Source organism: Psychrobacter immobilis, assembly GCF_904846065.1.
In the GTDB taxonomy this organism is placed as follows: domain Bacteria; phylum Pseudomonadota; class Gammaproteobacteria; order Pseudomonadales; family Moraxellaceae; genus Psychrobacter; species Psychrobacter immobilis_H.
The window spans coordinates 1,120,338-1,146,317 of sequence record NZ_CAJGZV010000001.1; the positions used below are offsets into that span (position 1 = coordinate 1,120,338).

18 protein-coding genes and 1 pseudogene are annotated in these 25,980 nt (G+C 43.9%); 5 read left to right on the plus strand and 14 right to left on the minus strand.

The window, feature by feature from the left end; translation table 11 throughout:
* Positions 1-182 precede the first annotated feature (182 nt).
* The 3 genes from JMW64_RS04755 to JMW64_RS04765 all read right to left on the minus strand — a co-directional run bounded on the left by JMW64_RS04755 (position 183) and on the right by JMW64_RS04765 (position 3,106).
* Entirely contained in the window at positions 183-1,409 is a 1,227-nt protein-coding gene (locus JMW64_RS04755) for an IscS subfamily cysteine desulfurase (RefSeq protein WP_045451862.1), read from the minus strand.
* Positions 1,406-1,915, minus strand: a complete 510-nt coding sequence (locus JMW64_RS04760; RefSeq protein ID WP_198332834.1) for an Rrf2 family transcriptional regulator — start codon at positions 1,913-1,915, stop codon at positions 1,406-1,408. Before JMW64_RS04760 ends, JMW64_RS04755 begins: the two co-directional genes overlap by 4 nt.
* 546 nt (positions 1,916-2,461) lie before the next feature.
* Positions 2,462-3,106, minus strand: coding sequence for a hypothetical protein (locus tag JMW64_RS04765; protein ID WP_087816159.1), 645 nt, complete (start codon positions 3,104-3,106; stop codon positions 2,462-2,464).
* 519 nt (positions 3,107-3,625) lie between these two features.
* Here JMW64_RS04765 and JMW64_RS04770 point away from each other — a divergent pair.
* Positions 3,626-3,898, plus strand: coding sequence for an HU family DNA-binding protein (locus tag JMW64_RS04770; protein WP_045445077.1), 273 nt, complete (start codon positions 3,626-3,628; stop codon positions 3,896-3,898).
* 383 nt (positions 3,899-4,281) lie between these two features.
* The gene (locus JMW64_RS04775; protein WP_201553610.1) at positions 4,282-6,156 is read left to right on the plus strand and encodes a SurA N-terminal domain-containing protein; all 1,875 of its coding nucleotides are present in this window, start codon (positions 4,282-4,284) and stop codon (positions 6,154-6,156) included.
* A 202-nt stretch (positions 6,157-6,358) separates the two neighbouring features.
* Here the strand turns inward: JMW64_RS04775 and purH are convergent, their stop codons facing one another.
* From purH to mrcB, 6 genes are all read right to left on the minus strand, one after another.
* Complete coding sequence (gene purH / locus JMW64_RS04780; protein ID WP_201553611.1) at positions 6,359-7,939, minus strand: bifunctional phosphoribosylaminoimidazolecarboxamide formyltransferase/IMP cyclohydrolase; 1,581 nt, start codon at positions 7,937-7,939, stop codon at positions 6,359-6,361.
* A gap of 153 nt (positions 7,940-8,092) precedes the next feature.
* Positions 8,093-8,452, minus strand: coding sequence for a DNA-binding transcriptional regulator Fis (fis, locus tag JMW64_RS04785; RefSeq protein WP_193009466.1), 360 nt, complete (start codon positions 8,450-8,452; stop codon positions 8,093-8,095).
* Positions 8,453-8,727: 275 nt separating this feature from the next.
* Positions 8,728-10,020, minus strand: a complete 1,293-nt coding sequence (locus JMW64_RS04790; protein ID WP_193009465.1) for a DUF3426 domain-containing protein — start codon at positions 10,018-10,020, stop codon at positions 8,728-8,730.
* 196 nt (positions 10,021-10,216) lie between these two features.
* Entirely contained in the window at positions 10,217-11,143 is a 927-nt protein-coding gene (gene prmA / locus JMW64_RS04795) for a 50S ribosomal protein L11 methyltransferase (protein ID WP_193009464.1), read from the minus strand.
* 122 nt (positions 11,144-11,265) lie between these two features.
* Positions 11,266-12,075 (minus strand): tetratricopeptide repeat protein, encoded by an 810-nt coding sequence (locus JMW64_RS04800; RefSeq protein WP_193009463.1) that lies wholly within the window; start codon positions 12,073-12,075, stop codon positions 11,266-11,268.
* Positions 12,076-12,110: 35 nt separating this feature from the next.
* Entirely contained in the window at positions 12,111-14,588 is a 2,478-nt protein-coding gene (mrcB, locus tag JMW64_RS04805) for a penicillin-binding protein 1B (RefSeq protein WP_201553612.1), read from the minus strand.
* 477 nt (positions 14,589-15,065) lie between these two features.
* Here mrcB and JMW64_RS04810 point away from each other — a divergent pair, with 477 nt between their 5' ends.
* Positions 15,066-17,846: a heavy metal translocating P-type ATPase gene (locus JMW64_RS04810; RefSeq protein WP_193009462.1), complete on the plus strand. Its 2,781-nt coding sequence runs from the start codon at positions 15,066-15,068 to the stop codon at positions 17,844-17,846.
* Positions 17,847-18,050: 204 nt separating this feature from the next.
* Here JMW64_RS04810 and JMW64_RS04815 read toward each other — a convergent pair whose 3' ends face one another.
* On the minus strand, positions 18,051-18,773 hold the full coding sequence (locus JMW64_RS04815) for a Bax inhibitor-1/YccA family protein (RefSeq protein WP_045445091.1): 723 nt from the start codon (positions 18,771-18,773) through the stop codon (positions 18,051-18,053).
* A gap of 299 nt (positions 18,774-19,072) precedes the next feature.
* Between JMW64_RS04815 and JMW64_RS04820 the strand changes: the two genes are divergently transcribed.
* Positions 19,073-20,077 carry an NAD(+) kinase gene (locus JMW64_RS04820; protein WP_226950210.1) on the plus strand — a complete coding sequence of 335 codons (1,005 nt, stop codon included), beginning with the start codon at positions 19,073-19,075 and terminating at the stop codon, positions 20,075-20,077.
* A 67-nt stretch (positions 20,078-20,144) separates the two neighbouring features.
* The gene (locus JMW64_RS04825; RefSeq protein WP_045451872.1) at positions 20,145-20,456 is read left to right on the plus strand and encodes a YeaC family protein; all 312 of its coding nucleotides are present in this window, start codon (positions 20,145-20,147) and stop codon (positions 20,454-20,456) included.
* An 86-nt stretch (positions 20,457-20,542) separates the two neighbouring features.
* On the opposite strand, the gene JMW64_RS04830 is transcribed toward JMW64_RS04825, so the two are convergent.
* The 4 genes and pseudogenes from JMW64_RS04830 to alaS form a co-directional block, all read right to left on the minus strand.
* Positions 20,543-20,917, minus strand: coding sequence for a HopJ type III effector protein (locus tag JMW64_RS04830; protein ID WP_045445094.1), 375 nt, complete (start codon positions 20,915-20,917; stop codon positions 20,543-20,545).
* Positions 20,918-21,039: 122 nt separating this feature from the next.
* A pseudogene (gene csrA / locus JMW64_RS04835) lies at positions 21,040-21,207 on the minus strand (carbon storage regulator CsrA); the annotation flags it as partial.
* A gap of 369 nt (positions 21,208-21,576) precedes the next feature.
* Positions 21,577-22,863, minus strand: coding sequence for an aspartate kinase (locus JMW64_RS04840; protein ID WP_055124395.1), 1,287 nt, complete (start codon positions 22,861-22,863; stop codon positions 21,577-21,579).
* 325 nt (positions 22,864-23,188) lie between these two features.
* A complete protein-coding gene (gene alaS, locus JMW64_RS04845) occupies positions 23,189-25,861 on the minus strand; it encodes an alanine--tRNA ligase (RefSeq protein WP_201553613.1) in 2,673 nt (890 codons plus the stop codon).
* Positions 25,862-25,980: the final 119 nt, after the last annotated feature.

Here is a 25,980-nt window from a genome sequence, read left to right on the forward strand (position 1 = left end):
TAGATGATGAGTAGTTAATTACTGACTTTAAATGTCTAACTACTCATCGATAATTGGGGTCAAACATTTAGTTAATAGAAACGGTATTTATAAAAACGGTATTTATAAAAACTGGATTTATAAGTGTCTGATCAATCGTTTAATGGTTCTGTTTGATAACTATATCGTTGCTTTCGGTAATTTTAGTGCTCAGCCCATTCGACTGAATCTAAATCAACACCTTCTTGGTACATATCCCAAAGTGGTGATAAGGCACGTAATTTATCGACCGCTTCATGCATTTGTTTGATGACAGTATCGATGTCTGCTTCAGTGGTATAACGACCGAAGCTGAAACGAATGGAGCTGTGTGCTAATTCATCTGGGCGACCAATAGCGCGTAATACATATGATGGCTCAAGCGTCGCTGATGTACAGGCTGAACCTGATGATACAGCTAAATCTTTGAGCGACATCATGAGAGATTCGCCCTCAACGAAGTTGAAGCTGATGTTTACAATGTTAGGTACGCTGTGCTCAAGATCACCATTTAGGTAAATCTCTTCGATATCTTGTAGACCGTCCCACAGTTTTTGGCGTAGCTTGGCTGCATGTGCATGGTCTTCTTCATAACGCTCATTGGCTAAAGCAAATGCTGCCCCAAGACCAACGATTTGATGCGTCGGTAATGTACCTGAACGCATACCGCGCTCATGACCACCACCATGCTGCTCTGCTTTCAAGCGGATACGTGGCTTACGGCGAACAAATAATGCACCAATACCTTTAGGACCGTAGGCTTTGTGACCTGAGAAGCTCATCAAATCGATCTTCGTGGTTTCAAGGTCAATCAATACTTTACCAACAGATTGTGCGCCATCGACGTGGAAGACCACACCTGCTTCACGAGTGATTTCACCAATGGCAGCGACATCAGTAATCGTACCAAGCTCATTATTTACCATCATGAGTGATACTAAGATAGTATCGTCACGTAATGCTTCTTTAACTTGCTCTGGTAAGATTAGCCCAGTGCTTGGCTGTGGCTCAAGATAAGTAATCTCAAAACCTTCTTGCTCAAGCTCACGGCACGTATCTAAGACCGCTTTATGTTCGATTTTGCTGGTAATGATGTGCTTACCACGAGACTGATAAAAATGCGCTGCACCTTTAATCGCTAGGTTGTCTGATTCTGTTGCACCAGAGGTAAAGACGATTTCGCGTGGATCAGCATTAATGACTTCAGCCACTTGTTGACGCGCTGTTTCTACCGCTTCTTCTGCTTGCCAGCCATAGCCATGCGAGCGCGAGGCTGGGTTACCAAAGATGCCATCTACTGTCAGATACTCACTCATCTTAGCAGCTACTGATTTTGCAACTGGTGTGGTGGCGGCATAATCTAAGTATATAAGGTTGTTATGTTGGCTCATGCTGGGTTTGCCTCGCTGTTCGATAGGGTAATAGTGTTGATATCTTTTATGGAAATCTCTTTGGTAGAGTTGTGCTGACGCTCTGACACTGACTGCACATTTTCCATGTCTAATAATTGCGCTAATGTTATATTTTTCAAGTACTGTTCGATATGATTGGACAGTGCACACCATAAATCATGGGTTAAGCACATTGTACCACCTTGACAGTCGCCACGTCCTTCGCACTGCATCGCATTGACCGACTCATCGACGGCAGATATGATGCTCATGACATCTATCTCATGCAATGGTTTGGCTAGGTGATAGCCACCTGCTGCACCTCGGATGCTAGTGACCAGACCACGTTTACGAAGTTTGGAAAACAGTTGTTCAAGGTAAGAGATAGAAATCGATTGCCGCTTGGCGATATCAGATAAGGAGACTGCAGTGTCTTGTTGGCTGGTTTGTAGTGCCAAATCCAGTAACGCAGTAACGGCATATCTGCCTCGAGTAGTCAAACGCATGTGTTATCTCCAAACTTTTAAGTCATTTTTATTTAACAACGACCTTAGCAAAATGATAGTGGTGGCAGCTTGTAGCGCAATATGAAAGCTACTGATGGAATCACATAACCGCTAAGTTGTGTCTTATCGTTATTAAACAGCAGATGATGAACCCGATGTGTGCAACGATTAAGCCAATTATACTTAATCCTGAGTAATTTAGTCAAGATTAAAGTGTGGTTGAATGGTTAATCGAGCTTATCACTATGATTGATAAAAACAATGGTATTAAAAGGAGGGACTATAAGATTGAGAACATTGATTCCTAGCATTTTTGAAATACTAAAATTTTGAAATACTAAAATACAGTCTTGAGGTTTGAGTTCTAAGTTTTTTCTTTAACGACTATCAATTATATTAGGGCGTGCTGAATGTTCAATACGCCCCAGTCATCTAAGCGCTTAGTATATTAAGCGCTTAATATGCCTTAATCGGCATCAAACGCGTTTGGTAAAGCAAGCAGCCTTTCATTATTAAGCTGACATTGGTAAGTCGTTGTTGGCGACATTAATTCATCAATAGCGTGATAATGGCTGCGATCATAATGACGAGAGCAGCCACGGTGACGATTATCAGGGTTTTTTGTTTGCTCTGTAACTCTTTAACCGTGATTTCAAGCTCACGGTTTTTAATAGTTAAGGTGTTTATTTGGGTTTGTTGCTCTTTGATGCGTAATTTATAGCTGTCTTTTTTGTCAGCCATTTCAGCTTCAGTAGGCTTGGTCTTACCTTTGCCACCTTTTATCTTTTTAATAAGACCTTGAATTAAGCTGCCAAGACCGAGCTGCATAATAAACTGCTTGACCAACTGTACTTGAACAGACTCGCCGCGCATTTGTAGTTTTTCGGTGGTTTCGCTGTCATGAGTGGTGATCGCATTGATCACTTGGATGCTATAAGCATTAATAATGACGTCAGGTTCGCTGCGGTCAATAGGTAACTCTGCGTCTAATAATACGCCTTTGGTGCTAAAAGTGGCAAAAACCTCAACATGCGGTAGATACAAGCGTAGCGCCACGACAGTACCTTGCTTGGCAAGTGGGTAAGCGGCTTTACGTAGTTCGGGATCTAAACGTAACAATAGTGTCAGCGCCGACTCGATGAACACCAGAATGATATTAAGAAAAGAGTGAGACAACGTAGAACGCTTCATGTAAATAATCCGTTTTATATTTGGCAAATTAGAGGCAAAAGACAAACAAGAGTCAAAATTGACCCAAAAGGTGCAGTGATATTTTGCTTATAGTAACGCCTTTATAATAAAAAGTAACGCTAGTTTCTGTCAGTTGGGAAATTATTACTTTACAATTTGGTAATCAACAAGGACACAGATATTTATGACTGGCGATGCCTCAGTACGAGATAACATCTCTTTGAACGATAAGGCAGTATAGAGGTTGACTCGCTAAGTCGAAGTTAGGAAAAGCCAAGGTCACTAGCGGTTATGACCATTGCAGAGGCTTTGCGTAACATTGAGTGTCAAATACGTAGTACAGTAGGCAAAAATATGTAAAATCGCTTGCGCTCCTTATGCTGCCTTGATATAAAGACGATAACAAAGCGAAACCTGTTAATACGCCAGTCAGGCAGTTTTTATTGCTTAAATGCTATGAGAGCGTTACAATGCTTGGCGTGAGCGTTTATTATCCCCCTTAAACTTGAAGGAAATTTTATGAATAAGTCAGAATTAATTGATAGCATCGCAGACAAAAGTGGCCTAAACAAAACCCAAGCTGGCGATGCATTGAATGCTGTTATGGAAAGTGTTGGTGAAGCGCTAGAAGCTGGCGATAGCATCTCATTGGTTGGTTTTGGTACTTTCAGCGTAAAAGACCGTAAAGCACGTACTGGCCGTAACCCTAAGACGGGTGAAGAGCTTAGCATTCCAGCAAGTAAAGTACCAAGCTTTAAAGCGGGTAAAAACTTAAAAGAGCGTTTAAACTAAGCCGTTTTATTAAAAATGGATGCTGTATAACGACGTGATATACGAATCAACACAGCATTTACTTAGTAAAGCACTATATGGTTTATAGCATGGCTGAAAAGTCATAATATGAATCATAAAAAAGCACCTAGATATTAGGTGCTTTTTTTATCGCTATAGTTTGTATCATACCACGTGAATATTTTGAGTCTGCATCAAAAATCACGTATCATAGGGCGCGCGATAGATGCGTTGTTTAAATAAGGCCGTTTTACTCAGTCTTGTTGTTCTATATCAAATTCACACGTTCTTATTCTTACCATTGCCTGCTTAGATAGCATTGATATTAATAGTAATATTACAATGGTTTTTCATCAATATAGGTTTATAAAGCAGAGATAACTATGGATAAATTGCGCGATTTCTTAAAAAGCTGGCCAGGTCGCATTTTATTGATTTTATGCCTATCGCCGCTCGCTCTATTGGGTGTCGAAAGCTATTTTGGAGGCGGGGTCGATCCCAACCAAGTCGCTCAGGTGGGTGAAGCAAGCGTAGGGTTGTCCGAGTATCAGACTGCCGTAAATAACCGTCGTACTGAAATACTAGAACAAGTTGATGATGCCAGTCTATTAAATGAAGATGTGTTGCACGAGCAGGTGCTCAAAGGTCTCATTGATCGTACGCTATTGGAGCAGCAAGCGGGCAAGCTTGGTATGACAGTCTCTGATGACACGATTAATCGTTTGTTGCGTGAAGAAGAAATTTTTAAGGACGCAGAAGGTAATTTTTCTAACGACCAATTCTCAAACTTCTTGCGCCAGCGCGGCATGACTAAAGATCAGCTATTTGCTGAGTTTCGTAACCAGTTAAGCCTCGACCAACTCAATGCCAGTATTGTTGGCACGGCAGTATATCCGATGCAAGCGGTAAGTCAATTGATTGACTTACAACTTGAGTCGCGCAATATCTGGCTGCATCGATTTAATTGGCAAGACTATGCAGATCAGGTCAAGTTAAGCAAAGGCGATATACAAGCCTATTATGATGCCAATAAAGACACGCTAAAAAGTGCGGCGATGGTAGATTTGGCATATTTGCAATTAAGTCCTAAAACAATTCAAGTGAATGAGGTTACGGAAGAAGATTTGCAGCAGCAATATGAAGCTTATAAGCAAGGGCTAGCGGTCGTCGATGAACGTAAAATCAGTCAAATCCTATTAACGGGTAAAGACGCGAAGACCAGAGCGACTAAAATCAAAGCCCGCTTGGATAAAGGTGAGTCTTTTGCGGCATTGGCTAAAACCGAGTCAGATGATCCATCAGGAGCAACAGGCGGCGATATTGGTACCTTTAATCCCTCTGTATTTGGTAATGATGCTGCAGCGGTTGAGCAAGCTTTAGAGGGCTTAAGCGTGGGTGATGTAACAGCACCTATTAAGACCAGCTTTGGCTATCAGATATTTACTGTAACCGAAGATAACGGTAGTAAAATCCCAAGCCTAGAAAGCATGCGTGCAGAGTTGACAGCAAAAGCCAAAGAATATAAGCGTCAAGAAATCTATGCAGATAAAGTGACAGCGATTAATGACTTGGCAGCAGATGGCTTTAGTATCGAAGACATCGCTCAGCAAGAGAACGTAACGCTAAAACGTATCAAGGATTATCGTAAAGAAAACAACAAATCGGAGTTATCACAACCAGCAGTGATTAAGCAGGCTTTTGATGAATTTACCATTCAAGATCAGGCAGTAACCGCAGGTATCGAAGTTGGTAACGGGACAGTATGGGTGCAACCAAGCAACTATCGTCCTACGAAAACGCTTAGCTTAGCTGCTGCTACACCAAAAATCTCTCAGATATTACGTCAAGAAAGGGCCACGGCATTGGCGTTAAAAGAGGCGAAGAAACTAGCCGCTGGTATTAAAACGCCTGCTGATATCAATAAACAGCCAGTACGTTTTCAATCATTAGGTGAAGTGAATCGCCAAACCACTCTATTGACAGAGAAAGAACGCGGACTGGCCTTTAGTCAGCAAGCAGCTAATAATGGCGTCGTTGCTATTGCCAGTGAGACTGAGATGGGCGCGACTTTGTTGGTCGGTGATCGTATTAAAACGGAGGAGCAGTCGCCATTATCTGATGTGCAAAGAGCACAAACGGCTGCCATCATTCGTGATAACTTGGGGCAAGATCAGCTACAAGATTACTTGGATTATCTCCGCTTGGTATATAAAGTTGAAGTTAATGACGCCAATATAGCAAACGCGCAAGGGCGTTAGAAATAAAGCTATTAAGGAAAACGTGAGATACTTACTTAGTCATTCGTTCTAAATAATCTTCTCAAGTTTGAAGCATAAAAAAGCCACTGTCTACAGTGGCTTTTTTAATGAGCATTACTTTTATCATAAAGATTTAGCATTAATAGCGATACAAAATTTAATACTGCTATCAATGCTACTATTCAAAGTAATACGGAACAATTTAATGGCGGAAATGACGCATACCAGTGAATACCATCGCGATGCCATGCTCATTTGCCGCAGCGATGGTTTCATCATCACGCATAGACCCACCTGGCTGGATAATAGCAGCAATACCGACTTGGGCAGCGTTATCGATGCCATCACGGAACGGGAAGAAGGCATCTGACGCCATAACAGCACCTTCAGTAGCCAATCCAGCGTGCTCAGCTTTGATAGCAGCGATACGCGCTGAGTTGACACGGCTCATCTGACCAGCACCAACACCGATAGTACGCTGACCTTTGGCATAAACAATCGCATTGGATTTGACGTATTTTGCTACATTCCAGCTGAATAATAGATCGGCGATTTGCGCTTCCATTGGTTGTACATCAGTGACAATCTTTAAGTCATTGGCTGTAATCAAACCAAGATCTTGCTCTTGTACTAGCAGGCCACCGTTGACGCGCTTGTAGTCAAGCTGACTATCGCGTTGATCTGGCGCTGGCAGTTCGCCGCACACCAAGACACGGACATTTTTCTTAGCAGCTGTCGCTTCAAGCACACCATCTTCGATGCTTGGTGCAATAATAACTTCTACAAACTGGTTGTCGATAATGGCTTTAGCAGCTGCCAACGTCAATGGGCGGTTAAAAGCAATGATGCCGCCAAAAGAAGACTCAGGATCAGTACTGAAGGCAGTGTTATAAGCGGTTACCTGATCGTTATCCACAGCGACACCGCAAGGATTGGCATGCTTAACGATAACGCAAGCAGGTGCACTAAAGGCTTTGACGCACTCAAGGGCAGCGTCAGTATCGGCGATATTGTTATAAGACAGTGCCTTACCTTGTAGTTGCTTAGCAGTCGCTATAGAGGCTTGTTGGCTTTTTAGCGGATGGTTTTCTGTATAAAAAGCAGCGTTTTGATGTGGGTTTTCGCCGTAGCGTAGATCCTGTGCTTTTTCGAGCTGCACATTAAAAGTACGTGAGAAATTCTCAGGTTGCTGGTTTTCATTGACACGGCTACCTAAGAAATTGGCAATCATTCCGTCGTACTGTGCAGTATGCTCAAAAGCCTTAACCGCTAAGTCATAGCGCAAAGCAGGTATCAGCTTGGTGCCATCACCTAAAGCGGCAAGTATGCGCTCATAATCTGCTGGATCAGTCACGATACCCACATGAGCGTGGTTTTTCGCCGCAGAACGCACCATCGTAGGACCACCGATGTCGATGTTTTCGATAGCATCGTTCATGGTGACATCCGCACGAGCAATGGTTTCAGCAAACGGATATAAATTCACGACAACCAAATCAATACGCTCAATCGCGTGCTCACTCATGACGGCATCGTCTGTACCACGGCGTCCCAGGATGCCACCATGAATTTTAGGATGTAGTGTTTTGACACGGCCATCCATCATTTCAGGAAAACCTGTGTAATCGGATACTTCGGTCACAGCGACATTGTTTTCTGTGAGTAAACGATAAGTACCGCCAGTAGATAGTAAGCCAAAGCCTGACTTAATAAGGCCTTGCGCAAATTCAACGATATTAGATTTATCAGAGACTGACAATAGAGCAAGTGGGGTTGTACTCATAAGAAAAGTTCCATAAAAAAAGCCTGACGTAAACGTCTGGCAAGGTGACAATGACAATTTTTGCAGACAATATCATGGTGGATAGCATCAATAACGTTAAATTGCCATACATAATGATTGGTAATAAAGACAGAGAAATGCATATAGCAGATGCTACATTAAGTCATAAGTTTTGAGTTTTTTGCGTAAAGTGCCACGATTCAGACCTAAGATTTGTGCACACTTGGTTTGATTGCCTCGCGTTTTTTCAAGGACAACCGACAATAGCGGCTCTTCAACTTGTTTTAAAATAAGCTCATACAAGTCGGTCGGCGTCTCATCACCTAGCATCGCGAAGTACTGTCGTACCACACGCTCCACATGTACGCGCAGTGGTTCATGCCGGTGGCTTGCATCGCTGTCTAATGAGGAGTCAACATGACGATTTGAATGATGGTTAGCTGTACTATAATCGGCAGGATGCTCAGAGCTTGTGGCAAAATGACTGGCATTATGCTGTGCATGAGGTGCCATAAGATAATGTCCTTGGGATTGGAAAGAGTCAAACCATAAGATATCAGGGTATTATATCAAATTAATATCGTTTAGCGCTGACAGATTAACCTTATATTGGCAGCAGTATGACTAGGGTATATGCTTACTATTATAACATTGCCACAAAATATAACTGGCTGTGTCGCACTTGCATCACTACTGAACTTGCGACCTGCCTACGTTTTTCTGACGGCTGAAGTTTTAAGAGACGAGGTTGTTTATAGATAGACAGTATTTTGTTGGTAATTATCCATTCAATACAAAGGACTTATAGTCACTTCTCGAATTTGTCTATTAGCAACAGGGATGGTAAATAATATGTTTCGACTACTGTTCGCCGCTAATTGGCTTTGCTTGCTTAATAGATAATCAGCTGGCGTGGCGATGAATTCTCCAATCATATCATGTGCGCCGTATACGCTGACTTTAACATTCGGATACAGCTGTGCTTTGGCACTTTGATTGTTTAATGTGGCACTGACATCGCTCGACTTTCCATCCATCTTAATCTTACTCGATTTATGATTAAGGTTGGTAATCGTGAATGCTGTTAGATCGGCACTAGGTAAACTACAGGCAGCGACTGCACATACTGATTGTAAGCGCTCTGCATGCACTGGGTTTTTCATCAAAGTTTCTAGGTTAAAAATGACGTATTGAGCAAAAAGCAGCAGTGCTAATACTAAGCATCCTAGTGTCCATAGTAAGGATGCGATAGAACGTCTCTGCGGCGTAGGTGTAAACTTTGCTTGTGCTTTTCTCACACGCTCTTCGGAGGTTGGCGCTTCATCTTTCAGTGGTACACCCATATCGAGCAATAGTTGTGATAAATCGGTATCGTCTTGTCGAACCTCTTCGCTTTTATTTTGTTCTTTTAGGAGTTTTTCGAGCCAAGAATTGTCCGCAGTATCATCCACATTGGCATGAATATCATTAGCGGCTGCTGAACTGAGCGCCATTTGTGCTGATGAGGAATTTTCTGTTGTAGCATCAGATGATACTTTCGCTGATGACGCGTTGTTTTTATCTGTTTTTTTAGAGAGGTTACTTGGTGGTTGGTTGTCTGCTGTAGAAGTATAACTGCTATTGTTCATATTACTTGCTTGAGTCAGCCAAGCATCCATACTATCTAGAGAATCATACTCCAAAACGCTTTCTTCTGGTTCATCGCTATCCATATCATCATAGATTAAGCCGTCATGAATCAAATCATCCTCAATTAAAGTATCAGATGAAGCATTTTTTGAGTATGGAGGAGTGAGTGGTGACTTAGCAGCACCTACTGCATGTTGATTTTTATTATGATTGTCAGCGGTTTGTGCAGGATGTCCATTTGAATCGGCTAGCGTATTGGTGTCAGTCGTTGTATTTTCTTGAATCGCGGAAGTACTGACAGCATCGGCAGTGAGGATAAGATGTTTATTGACCAAAAAACTCTGTTGGCATTGATCACAGCTAACAGTGGCGTTTACTTTATTCAACTGTGTTTGCTGTATTTTAAAGCAAGATTGGCAATGAGGGCACTGAGTTTTTATGGGCGTGGTCATAGGGTCGAATCCAAAAAATTATGGTTATCAATACCGCTTAGCCACTCGCTAATAGTTGCCTATAGTGCTAATACTGCCTTTTGTATCAGCTTTAAATATTAGCTGTAAATGTCCATAAATGATGAGTAAGGACAGAGTGGCGTCAAATGCATGACATTTGACTGCCCTCTATCGTAACAGATGTAATTAAATGTTGCTAGCCTGTAAATGTACCAGATAAACGCTGCCAATGTTGGTCTTCTTGCGCTGTAAAAGCATGCTTTGCATCAAGCGCAAAATAAGGTTGATAAGCCGCCGTTACCTGTTCGGTTTGTGACTCTATTAGACCGGCTAATACAATGCGACCTTTTGGTGCGATTAAGGTGGCGAAGTAAGGCGCTAAGCCAATAAGCGGCTTGGCTAGAATGTTTGCAACGATTACGTCTACAGGTAACACATTATTTTGTGCGCAGTAGTCAGTGAAGTCTTCTGGTAAAAACGCTTGCAGGCGATCCCCAACGTGATTGCGTGCGGCATTTTGATTGGTTGCCAGCACTGCTTGTGGGTCGATATCGACGGCATACACGTGGCGTGCACCTAATAACAAAGCAGCAATGCCTAAAATACCTGAACCGCAACCATAATCAATCACCACTTTGTCTTTTAGATCTTGTTCTGTTAACCAGTCAAGACATAAGCGGGTAGTGGCATGATAGCCTGTACCAAAAGCTAGGCCAGGATCCATAATAATATTAGTCGCCTCAGGATTGGGCGGCGTCAGCCAGTTGGGCACAATCCATAAATTATTAGCACATTCGATAGGATGGTAATTGCTCATCCATTCGCGCTCCCAATCTTTATCATCGACAGCCGTGAGCCAGATACGAGTGGCTTGCACTTGTGCTGCGATTTCATGACTGAGCTGCTCGACTGCCTGACGACTGCCAGCATCGGTGGTCGCATCAAATAGCCCTGTCAAAATAACTTCATCCCATAGCGGTGATTCACCAGGTAAGGGCTCAAATAGAGGTTGGTCACCTGCGTCGTCTAAGGCGATGGATAATGCACCTGCTTCTAGGAGCAGTGCCTCAGCCAAATCGACGTTTGCTTTTTCACATTGTAAATGCAGTTGTTGCCATGCCATAACGATAACCTTAATTAAAAATGAATGTCTATTTTGGATAAATGATGCGGGTACAGAATATAAAAAGTGAATAGATACCAAGTGATAAACTTGGTATCTATTCACTTCGGTATGTCTTGATATTAGCGTAAGGCTTGCTTCGCTTCACTGATGACGCGAGCGTTGCCTTGGGCTTGTCCTGATTGCAAAATAATTTGCCACAGCGCGCGACGACGACTGGTATCTTGAGAAACACTCAGACCACGGCGTGCCATGGCTTCTGCCTTGCGCGGCTGGTTCTTTTTTAATGCTACTTGCGCCAAATAGAAATATACCGCAGAAGATTTAGGTGCTAGGCGCTGTGCACGGGTAAAGCTGTTTTCAGCATTGGTCAGTTTGCCAGCTTTTAGTTGACTGATACCTGCTTGCATCAAATTGCGAAATGCTGGCAGGTTGCTATTGTTGGTGGTAGCTTGCTGTGTTCGTTGCTGCGAGTTTTTTCTTGCCTGTTCTAGCAATTCGTTGTGTGACGGTGCTGACGGCTCAGAGATGATGTAGTCATCACGCGAAGGGATGATAATAACTGGATCAGGTTGGGTCAACACAGGATTAGATGGTGTAAATACAGGCGTCTCTTGAGTCAATGGATTGGTTGATTCGGCTGGTTCATAGGAGTTATAAGGCTCAATGGGGTAGTCGTCCTCGTCCTCTGTTCTGACAATGGGCGCTTGCGTCACAGTCGCTATGGGGGCTTTAGCTGTTTGCGATGATGGCAGCGTTTGAGTCGGTACCGTTTTGATCGCGGTAGATGCAGTCGGCGCAGTCTGGCAAGCGCTCAAACTCAACATGCCAGCTAGAGCGCTGACTGCCAGCATCTTATTGGCTGGCTTGATTTTGATAGACCACGTTATGACGGCTGACCTAGCTGATACAGTTCGCTTGAGAAATAACATTAGATTGAGACCTTTTTTAAGTTTCACAAATAACTTTAGAACCATTCAACGGCACGATCATACCAAGTATCGGCACGACTTTCTGCATCATTACCATTTGACCCATCACTGTTTTCCTGGTTGTCGCTATCAACAGCTTCGCCATTTGGAATCTCTAAACCTTCACTACGGCGCTGCTGGTTTTGTTCACGAGCACGATCTTGTTGATATAAGCCGACAGCGCAACTGCTGGCTTCTTCTGGTAAATATGCCGACAGGACAGGCAGATAGCGTGCATCTGCACAGCGCTCATTAGACAACTTGCCTGAGTTGTTCTCTAACCACAACCATTCAATACCTTCAGGCTCTGGTAGTGCCACAGGCGTCAGTTTCAAGCGATTCATATAGTCAACCCAAACTGGCAATGCGCCAGTACCGCCGCTTAAACCAATTGGCTTGTTATCATCACGGCCAACCCAAACCACACTGACATAGTTGCCACTGTAGCCTGCAAACCAAGCGTCGCGGTAATCATTTGTGGTACCTGTTTTGCCAGCAAGATTTAGATTGCTACCAAGTGATTGCACGCGTTTGGCAGTACCGTTTTTGACCACATCTTGTAAAGCATAGTTAATTAAGAAATTGGTCTCAGGCGGAATACTACGCTGAGTGTTGAGTCCAGTACGTTGTAAAATACGACCACGGTCATCAATGACGGTGCGAATACTATGGATAGGCGTACGGAAGCCACCAGTTGCAAAGACTTGATAGACACCAAGCATGTCCATTGGGCTAAGATTAACAGAACCTAACAATGCTGATGGATAAGGTGGTATTTTTTCTTTGATTCCCATGCGCTGTAACTGCTTGGCAAAGGTATCGACCCCAAACTCCATACCTAAGCGTACCGTTGCTTGGTTATAAGACTTTGATAAAGCAGTGGTAAATGTCACATAACCATGGTCACGATTGTCATAGTTCTTGGGGTTCCATTTAGTACCATCGCTTAGATTGACGGTAATCGGTGAGTCATCGACTGAGCTTGCAAGATTATAGCGCCCACTTTCAAGCGCTGTCATATAAATAATAGGCTTCAATAACGAACCCACTTGGCGCTTGGCATCGACCGCACGGTTAAAGCCGGTAAATTCACTGCCACTGCCCACTACAGATACCAGCTCACCAGTCTCAGGATTGGCACTCACTAAGGCACCTTGCAAGTCTTTGGTTTTGCTACTATTACGACGCAGCTCACCCAATTTTCTATCAACCGCTTTGTCTGCGGCTAATTGTGCAATAGGGTCTAAAGTACTGATAATGATAAGACCTTCATTTTTGAGGTCATCAGAATAGTACACGGTATTCAGCTCGCGCTTGACGATATCCAAAAAGTCAGGGAATTGACTTTTGCCTTCGACAGGTTTGTCCACAACACCAAGTGGCTGCTTTAGCGCTTTTTCATAGTCTTCTTGACTGAGTGAGCCAACGGCCAGCATGTTGCCCAGCACGACGTCACGGCGCGCTTTTGAGTCGTTTGGATGGCGACGTGGGTTGTAGATACTCGGGCCTTTTGCCATACCGACTAGCAGGGCTTGCTGATCCAAGCGCAGCTCATTCAGTGGTTTATCAAAGTAAAACTGTGATGCCAAGCCAAAACCATTAATAGAGCGGTTGCCGTTTTGACCCAAATAAATCTCGTTGAGGTACGTTTGTAGAATTTCATCTTTGCTATAATGTAGCTCGAGCAATACTGCCATTAACGCTTCGTTGGCTTTGCGCTTCAGCGTACGGTCTGAATTGAGATAGAAGTTTTTAATCAGCTGCTGAGTGATGGTCGAGCCGCCTTGTCTAGAGCCACCAGAGAAGTTGTTCAGTACGGCACGTGCAATGCCTCGTATAGAGACGCCTTTGTGCTCATAAAACGCACGGTCTTCCGTGGCTATTAACGCATCAATGAGTGGTTGTGGTACTTCATCTAACGAGACGACCAAACGATCTTCATTACTGTCAGGATAAATACCACCGATACTCACCGGCTCTAAGCGAATGATGCCGCTTTTGGCAGGCAAAGTGCTTTGTACGGACTCAATCTTGTTACCAGCAATGGTCATTTTTATGACTTGCTCTTTATCCACATCGTTGGCGCTATAAGTAAAACCGCGAGTATGAATAAAGTAGGTATTACCTGATCTATGATAGGTTCCTGTGCGATCATAAGCTTTGTTGCTTTGATAGTTCAGCAACTCCAGCCATGTCTTCATCGTATCTTTGTCGACACTCGCGCCTTGATACAATTCAAGCGGCTGCGAATACACTTTAGCAGGAATATCCCAGCGCTTACCCTCAAACTTATGAGTAATGGTGCGATCAAGTTTGATTAAATATAGCGCCAAGAGCACCATGCCAGCAATAATGACAATTAAGATAAGACTACTAAATACCAACCCACGCTGCTGTGAAGGGAGCGTGTGGTTAACAGATTTAGAGGACTGTGTTAACTTGGTATTTGGTAACTTGGAATTGGATGTTTGCACTGATGTCGCACCATTTTGGTATAAAAAACTGCCTCATAATGACGCAAATTGACAAATTTTTCAATCTATCATCGTCAACGCAGGCATTCATTGATTTTAAGCTGTGAGTCGTTATGCTCTTCACAGCACTTGCTTATAGTATAATCTCTGTTAAAACACGGTCATTGCTAACAAAGCATTAAAAGCTTTAGATTGGCAGTATCATTGTTATATAAGTGTCATATTAGCTTCATGTCACCATGTAACCATGTCACATAGCCATGCACGATAGCAGTTTAGAGACGCGCCAACGATGTGTTTTTTATGAATTAACCGCTACTGTTATTGTTTTATTTTTTGTGAGCCGTGCTGAAAGTTATTTAAAATAGCTGTTTTAGATAAGTCTTCTGCATAGGCGTTGAGTCTCGTTAGTGATAGTAAGTTTACTTAAAGCGAATAAGGTTCGAGCAAACCTGTCTAAAGGAAGTAAGCGCGATTATGTCCAATGTCCCATCATCAATGGCATCGACCACCAGCCAGCATTATGAAGATAACTCTATCATCGAAGGTTTAGTACTGCCACTCGCAGGTCACTGTTTCCACTGCGGTGATCCTGTACCGCAGCCGCCGTTCCATGCCAAGATATTGGGTAAGCCGCGTGAGATGTGCTGTATGGGCTGTCAGTTAGCCTCTCAAAGCATCGTAGAGGCAGGGCTTGAGCAGTATTACTTGGACCGCTCAGAGATTAATCGTACGGCAAGTCTACCGACGCAGTTGACTCGCCTTGAGGCGTATGACCATGACGAGATCAAATCACAATTCGTCTATGCTCAAGACGGACTGTCGGTTGCAGAGCTGTCCGTCAATAACCTACGCTGCGCGGCATGTACTTGGCTAATTGAGTCGCGTCTCGATGAGTTAGAGGGTATCAGTAAATGTCAGGTGAATTTGACCAATCAGCGTATGCGTGTGATTTGGAACGAGGATAAGCTGCCGATCAGCCGTATTCTTGCCACCATTAATGAAATCGGCTATGAAGCCAAGCCTTATCGTCAAGATACGCATGAGGCGATGCTGGCGCGTCATAACAACCAAATGCTGATACGTCTTGGCATTGCCGCGTTGGGCTCGATGCAAGCGATGATGTATGCCGTTGCCATCTATTTTGGTGAATACAGCGATATGCTAATATTTCAGCGTGATTTTTTGCGCTGGGTGTCTTTATTTGTCAGTACGCCCGTTTTCTTCTATGCGGGTGTCCCGTTCTTTACCTCAGCGTGGTCGGCAATTCGTGCCCGTCAAGTCAATATGGACGTGCCCGTCAGCATCGCGCTGATTGTGACTTTTTTCGCGAGCCTATATGCCACCATCACTGGTCAAGGGGAAACCTATTACGATTCGGTCAGTATGTTTATTTTCTTTTTACTGGCAGGGCGTTACATTGAGCATAATGCCCGCCTAAAAGCCGCCACCATGGCCAATGACTTGGTTGTGGTTGAGCCAGTACTGGTACAAAAAATTGCGGAAGATAAAGAAGCCGCCGAGCTTATATTACAGCAGTTAAAGAAAAATGAGCTCAAGAAAACAGCTATAAATGAAGACGTGAGCAATCAAGTCAGTAATTTGGATACAAATGAGGCGAGCACATCAGCTAATCCAACGCCTAATTTTATGCAAAGCATGGATGCCAATGTTCATCAGCTCACATCAAAAATTGCACAAGACTGGCAACGCACGCGTACTCAAAAATCAGCCATATCAACAACAGCAGATGAGGCAAAAGAAAAACAAATGGTCACCGCCCATAGTTTGCAAGTGGGTGATATCATTTTAGTTGAGGCTGGCTCTGAAATCATCAGCGATGGTATTTTGCTGAGCCAGACTGCTACCGTGTCGCAAAGCCTATTGACGGGTGAGGGCGACTTGATTATCAAGAGCCAAGGTGACTATATCGTCGGCGGTGCACAAAACGATAGCCAACCGTTTGAGATGCTGGTCACAGCATTGCCAGCAGACAGCCAAATTGGCTTAATTGATCGGCTGATGAACCGTGCCATGAGTGAAAAGCCCAAACTGGCACAGCAAGCAGACAAGCTGGCACGATGGTTTGTGGCGCGTATTTTGGTATTGTCTGTCTTGGTATTCATTGGTTGGTATATCGTTGACCCAAGTCAAGCGATTTGGGCTACGGTCGCGGTATTGGTCGCGACTTGCCCTTGTGCGCTGTCTTTAGCGACACCGATTGCGCTGACGGTCGCGACCAATCGACTGGCAAGCTATGGCTTTTTGACGACGCGTGGACATACGCTACAAACTTTAGCGGAAATCACTCATGTCGCCTTTGATAAAACAGGCACTTTAACTTATGGTAAGCCGAATTTATTAAATATTGAGCTGCTTAAAGATAATGATATTGCAACGGCTACAGATGAGCAAAAAGATACGGTATTAGCCATCGCTGCGGCTCTAGAAGTAGGGAGCCGTCATCCTATTGCACACGCGCTGCTTACCGCTGCCTATCAGTTGCATTTGCCATCGACGCAGGCCTTACAGCATTATCCAGCAGGCGGTGTCGAGGCAATGATTGATGGCGTATTATATCGAATTGGTCATGTGGATTTTGCGTTAAACGATGCTGATAATGATATGGTCATTGATTTAGTATCACAGCGCGCCAGCTCAGCAGTGGTTTTATCTTGTCAACAAAATGACTCGGTCACTTGGCAAGCGCTGGCATGCTTCTATTTCAATGATAAGGTGCGTGATAGTGCCAAAGCCATGCTCGATACGCTTAAAGAGTTGGGTATTGAGACAGTTATGTTGACTGGTGACCCAAGCCCGCAAGCGCTGGTATTGGCTGAAAGCTTAGGGATGCATTCTGCTTACAATGGTCTATCGCCAACAGACAAGGTTACTCACATTCAAAAACTACAGGCGGAAGGTGGCGTAGTGTTGATGGTGGGAGACGGTATTAATGATGCGCCAGTGCTAGCCGCAGCAGATGTCTCGACTTCTATTGCGGGGGCGGCAGATTTGGCACAAGTATCGAGTGACAGTATTATCTTAAATGGTCAAATCGACGCTATTACTGCGGCTAAGCGTATCTCTGATAAAACGGAACGTATTATCAAACAAAACTTCCGCTGGGCACTGATTTATAATGGCAGTGTGCTAATACCAGCAGCGTTAGGCTATGTGCCACCTTGGCTGGCTGCTATTGGTATGTCATTAAGTTCATTGTTTGTGGTCTTAAATGCGCTGCGCTTAAAGCGTGCTTAATACCTATTCAAAAAAACGATTAGCTGCGCCATACTTACTTAGCCTACTAATGTAGTACTGAGACTCATCTTCCTTGCTGCTCACATTTTTCCAAACAGTATGTCTATCATAAGTATTTAACTTTACCCATAAAAAAACCGCCTTTAACTATATGAATAGCCAAGGCGGTTTTTTTATTTAAATGACTGTTAAATAATATTTAGATTAGTCTTGCAAGTAGCTTAGCAAACGCATAAATTCAATGTACATCCATACGAGCGTGGCAAGAATACCAATACTGAATAACCATTCGTAGTCTTCAGAGACACCCATTGCCACACCGCGATCGATATTATCGAAGTCTAATAACAGCGTGAAAGAAGCGATGATAATCACAAATAAGCTAAAGCCGATAGCGATAGCACCACCTTCAAATAAGAACGGTAAGCTTGAACCAAACGCTAAAGAAAGTACCCATTGCGCCACATAAACCAGCATAATTGCAATCAATGCTGAAGTCACAATTGAGCGGAACTTTTCAGTCACCTTGACCAGACCTGAGCGATATAGCCCTAGCATAACGGCTGCCGTCACAAAAGTGGCACACATAGCGGTCACTGGTACACTCGGATACATCCGCATAAAGAACAGCGAGATGCCGCCTAAAAATATGCCTTCTAACAGTGCATAAGGCACCGCAAAGGTTTTGGCCTTATGAGGTTTAAAAGTGATAAAAAGCGCGAGACCAAAAGCAGCAAACATACTGCCGAAGGCAGCCATCGTGATAAAGCCTTGCGACAAACCTGCCATAAGGGCATAAAAGAAAAAGCCCACACCAGTGATCGCAGATAATCCAAGTAATAGACTGGTCTTTTGAATCACGCCCTTGACCGTCATTGGCTTACCGCCGATCGCAAGTTCTGCGCGACTGACAATAGGATTGGCCATAAAGTTGTCCTTAATAAAATATAAATAATAATGATGCTAGCTACTTTAGCAAAACCGCCATTATTGTCAACTGTGTTTACGTGACAGCCATCAAGGCTTCACGACCTTATAGAGCTATTATTAGTTGATGTATTTTGGCGTATTGCCTAGCTAAACAAACACGTTTAAGAGTAACGTGCGATGGCTTTTATATGGGGTTGATTACGACAGTTAACAACGATAATTCATAAACATGCTAGTCTAAACGCTCGTTTATCGCTATCATTGGCGAGTAATTTACCGTTATGCCGAGTCGTTTTATGGAAAACTCAGCGCAATCCGCAAGATTGCCGCACTTACATGAATCAGAGCTGTTCCACGCTATCAAAAACCCTGCTTTTAGGCGTATTGGGCTTATGGGCCGCGCTGGTAAACGTAGTGTCACTCAAAGTTTGGTACAAATTGCCCAGACTATCAATGAGATGAATCTCACATTGATTATGGATGTGCAAACGGCGAACTTGCCCACTTTGAACCTTACTGAGATTGAAAAGGTCAAAATCGTTAAGCGTAGTTTGATTGGTGAGATTTGTGATTTGGTCATCGTTGTTGGCGGTGATGGCTCGATATTGCACGCGGCTGAAGCGTTGGCACGCTACCGTGTGCCTGTATTTGGCGTCAACCGTGGTCGGCTTGGTTTTTTGGCGGATGTAAAACCTGATGAAGCGGCGTTTAAATTGCGCCAAGTCCTGATGGGTGATTATCAGTTGGATCATCGTTTTCTATTAACGATGGAGATACGAGAAGGGCGTACTATCATTCATGAAGACATGGCGCTCAATGATATCGTATTGCATGCGGGAAAATCGGTTCATATGATTGATTTTCAGATGAAAATCGATGGTCAAGATGTCTATCGTCAGCATAGTGATGGTTTGATTGCAGCAACGCCTACCGGTTCAACGGCCTATGCACTCTCTGGCGGCGGTCCCATTATTCATCCGAGTATGGATGCTATCTGTTTGGTGCCCATGCATCCCCATACGCTGTCTAGCAGACCGATTGTGGTGAGCGGTAATAGCGAAGTATGCATTCGCATTCATGAAGACAATCGCACTCAGCCGATGGTCAGTGCCGACGGCAAGCCAAGCGTGCCACTTGAGCAGGAGCAACGGCTCTATATTCGTAAGCATCCAGATAAGCTTACTTTATTGCACCCGCCAGGGTTTGATTTTTATGAAGCTTGTCGCACTAAATTGCACTGGAACGTCCATGCTGAGGAATTCAGTCTTGACGTGGATGATGATATTATGGACGACGAATAAGTGTCTCTTTTATATAAAAACGTTATAAAAAATATGTTATAAAAAATAGTAGTGGAGAATAGGCAGGATGGATAAGCAAACGATATTAGCAAGTTTAACGCCAGAAGTGGTGGATAAATTCCGCATGGCGATTGAGTTGGGTAAGTGGCCTGATGGTCGCAAGCTGACCGCTGAGCAGCGCGAGACCTGTATGCAAGCGGTGATGGTGTGGGAGCACGAGCATCTACCACCTGCTGAGCGCACAGGCTATATTCATAAGCCAGTCAAAGACGATGGTTCTATCGTCGGGGCAGAATGTGATGTCGAGCATGAGCATCATTATCCAAACATGCCTAATCCGAAAGGCGCAGTCCAACCCGTCAAGTTTCGTGATAAATAGACTGATGGCTAAATTTTCTAATAAAAAATGAAGCACATAAAAAAGGCCACGCTAATCAGCGTGGCCTTTTCTTATTTAATAATTTTTTAAAGCGCCGTCGTATCAACACTAGGGCGAACCGTTAATGGGTTTTTTTGCATCAAAAACCCTTGCCAGCCCCAATGTAAAAAATTGCGGATATTGGCATGGTCAGTACCGTTAGGAGTTGCTTGAACTTTGGCATAATGCTCGCCAAACAGTTTTAGCGTGTCCAATTGATTCAGACCATGGTGCTTGGCAAAGCCAAAAATTTTCGCACTACCTTCATTTTCACCAGCTGCATTGTGTACCATACCGTTCACAAACGGGGCAGGTGCGTAGCGATAAAAATCATCAATAAAACTGATGACATCATTGAATCCAATGGCTTTTTTATCCAAACCATTAAGTAGAGCCGATACATCTGATTGGCGGATACTCATAAATAAATGACCTCAGAGCAGATTAAAAAGTGAAAGTATGTAACTTAGCGATTGAAATAGTCTTCGTCATCAAATGAAGGCGCAAAATTGCCCTGCTCAAGATGTTGCATTTGCGACTGTACAGAACGCTCATGCTGAATACGTTGGTAAATCTCTTCGCGGTGTACGGCAATATCTTTCGGTGCATTGACACCGATACGTACTTGATTGCCTTTGACACCTAGGACCGTCACACTGACCTCATCACCAATCATTAGCGTTTCGCCCACGCGGCGTGTCAAAATTAACATGCGTCACACTCCTTATGTCGCATCAACAAATTATTACTCATCAGATTACTTCTCAATTGCAGGACATTACCGCAGCACTAGAAAGACAATGTATCAATGACAACCACAATGCTTACTATTGTGCCAATAGCGGTAATGATAGGTAGATTCATTTAGCCCAAATGAAAGCCCCATTATAGGGGGCATAACAGAGACTGTCACGGGTTTTCACAAAACTATTGGGTAAATACTCACCCTAGCAATAATAAAAAATAAAAATAGGATCTAAAAAGACCCTATTTAAATTAATACATTGTTGAAAGTAATTGATACTGACTTAATGCATAACTGTTAATGCTAAATCGATTATTCTAAGCGTTTTAAAATAAGTTATAGCCCAGCGATTTTACTTTCGCCATCTTCACGATCCAGACCAAATGCGGTATGTAGTGATTTAACGGCTTTTTCTAAATACTGTTCTTGGATAAGGACAGACACTTTGATTTCGCTGGTTGATATCATTTGAATATTGATATTGTTTTCAGCAAGCGTTTGGAACATGAGGCTCGCAACACCAGCATGAGAGCGCATGCCGACGCCGACTAAAGAGACTTTAACGACTTCATCATTAGCCAATATCTCTTTAGCACCGATCTCATCTTTGACTTCATTTTCCAGTACTTTCATGGTTTTGTCCATGTCAGTACGGTTGACAGTAAAAGTAAAGTCGGTGGTGCCATTGGTAGAGAGGTTTTGCACTATCATATCAATTTCAATATTGGCACGACCAATCGGGCTTAGGATAGCAGAGGCAATACCAGGATGATCAGGTACACCGCGCACGACTATTTTTGCTTCGTCTCGATTAAAAGCGATACCTGAGATGATTGCCTGTTCCATATTGTCTCCTTCGTCTATCGTAATTAAGGTGCCGACATTGTCTTGAAATTCTTGGTCGAAGCTACCATCGTTGTTTTCATCAAAGCTAGATAATACGCGCAGTGGTACACCATATTTACCCGCGAATTCTACCGAACGAATCTGTAAAATCTTAGAGCCAAGACTTGCCATCTCCAGCATTTCTTCAAAGGTAATTTTTTCAAGTTTTTTGGCTTTTGAGGTTACACGAGGGTCAGTGGTATAAACGCCATCAACATCGGTATAAATCTGACATTCATCAGCACCCAAGGCAGCAGCAATAGCGACACCTGTGGTATCAGAGCCGCCGCGCCCTAATGTGGTCGCGTTGCCTTCGTCATCAATACCTTGAAAGCCTGCGACGATGACGACATTGCCTGCATCAAGTTGCTCACGGATATTTTTGTCATCGATGCTTTCGATACGGGCTTTATTGTGGGCATTGTCCGTTTTAATCGCGACTTGACGACCAGTAAATGAACGAGCGCCTACACCAAGCTCTTTAATCGCCATAGCAAGCAATGAAATCGATACTTGCTCACCGGTTGAGACCATTTGGTCGTATTCACGGGGATCAGGCTGAGTGCTAATTTGGCGTGCTAGATCAATCAAACGGTTGGTTTCGCCGCTCATAGCAGAGACGACAACAACTATTTGATGACCGTTGTCATGCCAGCGTTTGACTCGTTTGGCGACGTTTTTGATGCGGTCGATACTGCCCATCGAGGTGCCGCCGTATTTCTGTACTATTAACGCCATAAAAATCTACCTATTATTCATTAATGGCCTTTTATTATCATCAATGAGAGCCAATATGCGGATGTGACGCTCAATCAATGCTTGTATAGATAAAGCCGTATTATAAGAATTGCGCCCATGCTTTTCGTTTATGTATTCAGTAGTGCTGACTAGGTAATGCACGCACGATGCATATAAACGTTGACCTTTATATCATATCTACGTCACAACGTTAAGTGCCCGTAGCGCTTAGATACATGGCGATTGGTTATAACCGTTATAACCAATCGCGTATCTTATGCGTAGTAGACCCAAGTGATGCGCTGTATTCATGTTTTTTTCAGGACTAGCTAAGCTGAGTTTCAATCCAAGCAGGTAGGGCGTTGATAACCGCGGTACTGTTGCCAGACTTTGGCGCGCCGCCTTGTGCGTAATCTGGCTTACCACCACCTTTACCGCCCAGCTCACCTGCCAAATGACGAATGATATCACCAGCTTTTACTTTAGCGGTGACTGATTTTGCCACGCTTGCAGCTAGGGCTAACTGTTCGTCTTTATCACCAATCAATACAATCACGCCATCAGGAAGTTTAGATTTAATATCGTCCATCAGGGTGCGGATAGATTTGCCGTCGATACCGCTTAAGGTACTGATAAGCACCGGCGTGCCTGCGATGGTCTGCACTTCATCGAGTAAATTGGCTGCTTGGGCGCTGGCAATTTTTTGCTCTAAGCGCTCCAGTTGTTTCTCAAGTTCGCGCTGCTTATCCGCCATGGTACGTACGCGCTGTGCCACTTCAGGACGTTTCACTTTTAGCTGACTGGCAAGCTCGCTCAGCTGCTGCTCACTTTGCTGAATGTTTTTAATCGCATTCATGCCAGTGACAGCTTCAATACGGCGGATGCCAGCAGCAATACCTGATTCGCTGGTAATTTTTAGCACACCGATATCACCAGTACGTTTAACGTGCAAACCACCACAAAGCTCAATAGAGAAGGGCTTGCGCTGACCATCGACGATACTGTCAGTGCCCATGGTTAAGACACGAACGTCACTGCCATATTTTTCACCAAACAATGCCATAGCGCCTTGTTTCATCGCTTCGTCAATAGACATATTCTCGATGCGAGCAGGGGTGTTGGCTTGAATTTGCTCATTGACTAAGCGTTCGATACGCGTAATTTCAGCAGTGCTGACAGGCTTGTCATACGAGAAATCAAAACGTAAGACTTCGCTTGATACTAATGAGCCTTTCTGTGTGACTTCATCACCCAATACTTCTCTTAATGCGGCATGCAATAAATGCGTGGCAGAGTGGTTTTTGGCACTAGCCGCACGGATGCTGGACAAGACTTGCGCATCGGCTGTTTGTTTGGTGTTAATGTCACCCATGGTCACGACACCGTAATGGATGATGGCTTGACCAGATTTTTTGGTATCTTGCACTTCAAAAACGCCAGTTGCAGTGCGGATTTCGCCAAGCTCACCAACTTGACCACCACCTTCAGCATAAAACGGTGTACGGTCAAGTACCACGACGCCTTCCATGCCCTCAGCTAAGCTATCTGCTGGATTGCCATCTTGATACAGCGCATCAATCGTCACGCCATCTTCTGCAAGCTGCTCATAACCGATAAAGGTGGTTGGGTTTTCTACTTGAATGACACTGCTATAATCAACGTCGAATTTGCCAGCATCACGAGCACGCTCACGTTGCGCTTGCATATGCTCATCAAATTCAGCTTCATCAATAACAATACCGCGCTCACGAGTGATATCCGCAGTCAAATCGACCGGGAAACCATAAGTATCGTACAGTTTAAATGCGGCTTCCCCAGATAACGTGTCGCCATCTTTTAGACCTTCCAGCTCGCTGGCAAGTAGACGTAAGCCTTGTGCCAAAGTTTTGGCAAACTGTGCTTCTTCCTTTTGAATGGCATTTTCAATGACGCTTTGCTTATCTTTTAGCTCAGGATACGCCGTACCCATTTCAGCAACCAAAGGCGCGACCATTTTATAGAAAAACTCACTGTCAGCACCAAGTTTATTGCCATGACGTACCGCACGACGAATGATACGGCGCAGTACATAACCACGACCTTCGTTGCTTGGTGTCACGCCATCAGCAATCAAAAATGAAACAGCGCGAATATGGTCAGCGATGACTTTTAATGACGATTGTTGCTGGTTTTCAATCTCTAAAATCTCAGCCGCCGCATCCATCAAATGTACAAATAAATCTATCTCGTAGTTGCCATGGACGCCTTGCATGATGGCGCTGATACGCTCAAGTCCCATGCCAGTATCTACGCTTGGCGCTGGTAGCGGTAGCATAGAGCCGTCTTTTTGACGATTAAACTGCATAAAGACGCAGTTCCAAATCTCGATATAACGGTCGCCATCTTCTTCAGGTGTGCCCGGTAGACCGCCTTCGATATCGGCACCATGATCATAAAAGACTTCAGTACAAGGACCACAAGGACCGGTATCGCCCATCGTCCAAAAGTTGTCTGAGGCGTAAGGCGCGCCTTTATTATCGCCAATACGAATAATGCGCTCGCTAGGAATACCGATGTCTTTATGCCAAATATCAAAGGCTTCGTCATCGGTCTCATAAATGGTCACATACAAGCGATTTTTATCAATCGCAAGCCATTCGTCCGAGGTTAAAAACTCCCAAATATAGCCAATACCGGCTTGCTTAAAATAATCGCCAAACGAGAAGTTGCCAAGCATTTCAAAGAACGTATGATGGCGCGCCGTATAACCGACATTATCCAAATCATTATGCTTGCCGCCAGCACGTACGCACTTCTGCGAGGTCACCGCACGGGTATAATCACGTGGCTCCATACCCAAAAACGTTTCTTTAAACTGATTCATACCGGCATTGGTAAATAGCAATGTCGGGTCATTGTGTGGAATCAAACTCGATGAGGCGACGGGGGTGTGCTGCTTGCTTATGAAAAAATCGATAAAAGCTTGACGAATATCGGCTGAGCGAAATGGCTGGCTCACAGCGGCTCCTTACTGGCGAATAGAATTGAGTAAAATAATTTTGCAAACGATTTTAGCACAAACGCCCAAGCTCTTGGTACAAGAGTTACAACGGCTAGGTTATTCTGCGCATGCAGATG

Coding starts and splice junctions, on each gene's coding strand:
- JMW64_RS04755 (WP_045451862.1), bottom strand. CDS start 1,409: ATGAGCCAACATAACAACCTTATATACTTAGATTATGCCGCCACCACA.
- JMW64_RS04760 (WP_198332834.1), bottom strand. CDS start 1,915: ATGCGTTTGACTACTCGAGGCAGATATGCCGTTACTGCGTTACTGGAT.
- JMW64_RS04765 (WP_087816159.1), bottom strand. CDS start 3,106: ATGAAGCGTTCTACGTTGTCTCACTCTTTTCTTAATATCATTCTGGTG.
- JMW64_RS04770 (WP_045445077.1), top strand. CDS start 3,626: ATGAATAAGTCAGAATTAATTGATAGCATCGCAGACAAAAGTGGCCTA.
- JMW64_RS04775 (WP_201553610.1), top strand. CDS start 4,282: ATGGATAAATTGCGCGATTTCTTAAAAAGCTGGCCAGGTCGCATTTTA.
- purH (WP_201553611.1), bottom strand. CDS start 7,939: ATGAGTACAACCCCACTTGCTCTATTGTCAGTCTCTGATAAATCTAAT.
- fis (WP_193009466.1), bottom strand. CDS start 8,452: ATGGCACCTCATGCACAGCATAATGCCAGTCATTTTGCCACAAGCTCT.
- JMW64_RS04790 (WP_193009465.1), bottom strand. CDS start 10,020: ATGACCACGCCCATAAAAACTCAGTGCCCTCATTGCCAATCTTGCTTT.
- prmA (WP_193009464.1), bottom strand. CDS start 11,143: ATGGCATGGCAACAACTGCATTTACAATGTGAAAAAGCAAACGTCGAT.
- JMW64_RS04800 (WP_193009463.1), bottom strand. CDS start 12,075: ATGTTATTTCTCAAGCGAACTGTATCAGCTAGGTCAGCCGTCATAACG.
- JMW64_RS04810 (WP_193009462.1), top strand. CDS start 15,066: ATGTCCAATGTCCCATCATCAATGGCATCGACCACCAGCCAGCATTAT.
- JMW64_RS04815 (WP_045445091.1), bottom strand. CDS start 18,773: ATGGCCAATCCTATTGTCAGTCGCGCAGAACTTGCGATCGGCGGTAAG.
- JMW64_RS04820 (WP_226950210.1), top strand. CDS start 19,073: ATGGAAAACTCAGCGCAATCCGCAAGATTGCCGCACTTACATGAATCA.
- JMW64_RS04825 (WP_045451872.1), top strand. CDS start 20,145: ATGGATAAGCAAACGATATTAGCAAGTTTAACGCCAGAAGTGGTGGAT.
- JMW64_RS04830 (WP_045445094.1), bottom strand. CDS start 20,917: ATGAGTATCCGCCAATCAGATGTATCGGCTCTACTTAATGGTTTGGAT.
- JMW64_RS04840 (WP_055124395.1), bottom strand. CDS start 22,863: ATGGCGTTAATAGTACAGAAATACGGCGGCACCTCGATGGGCAGTATC.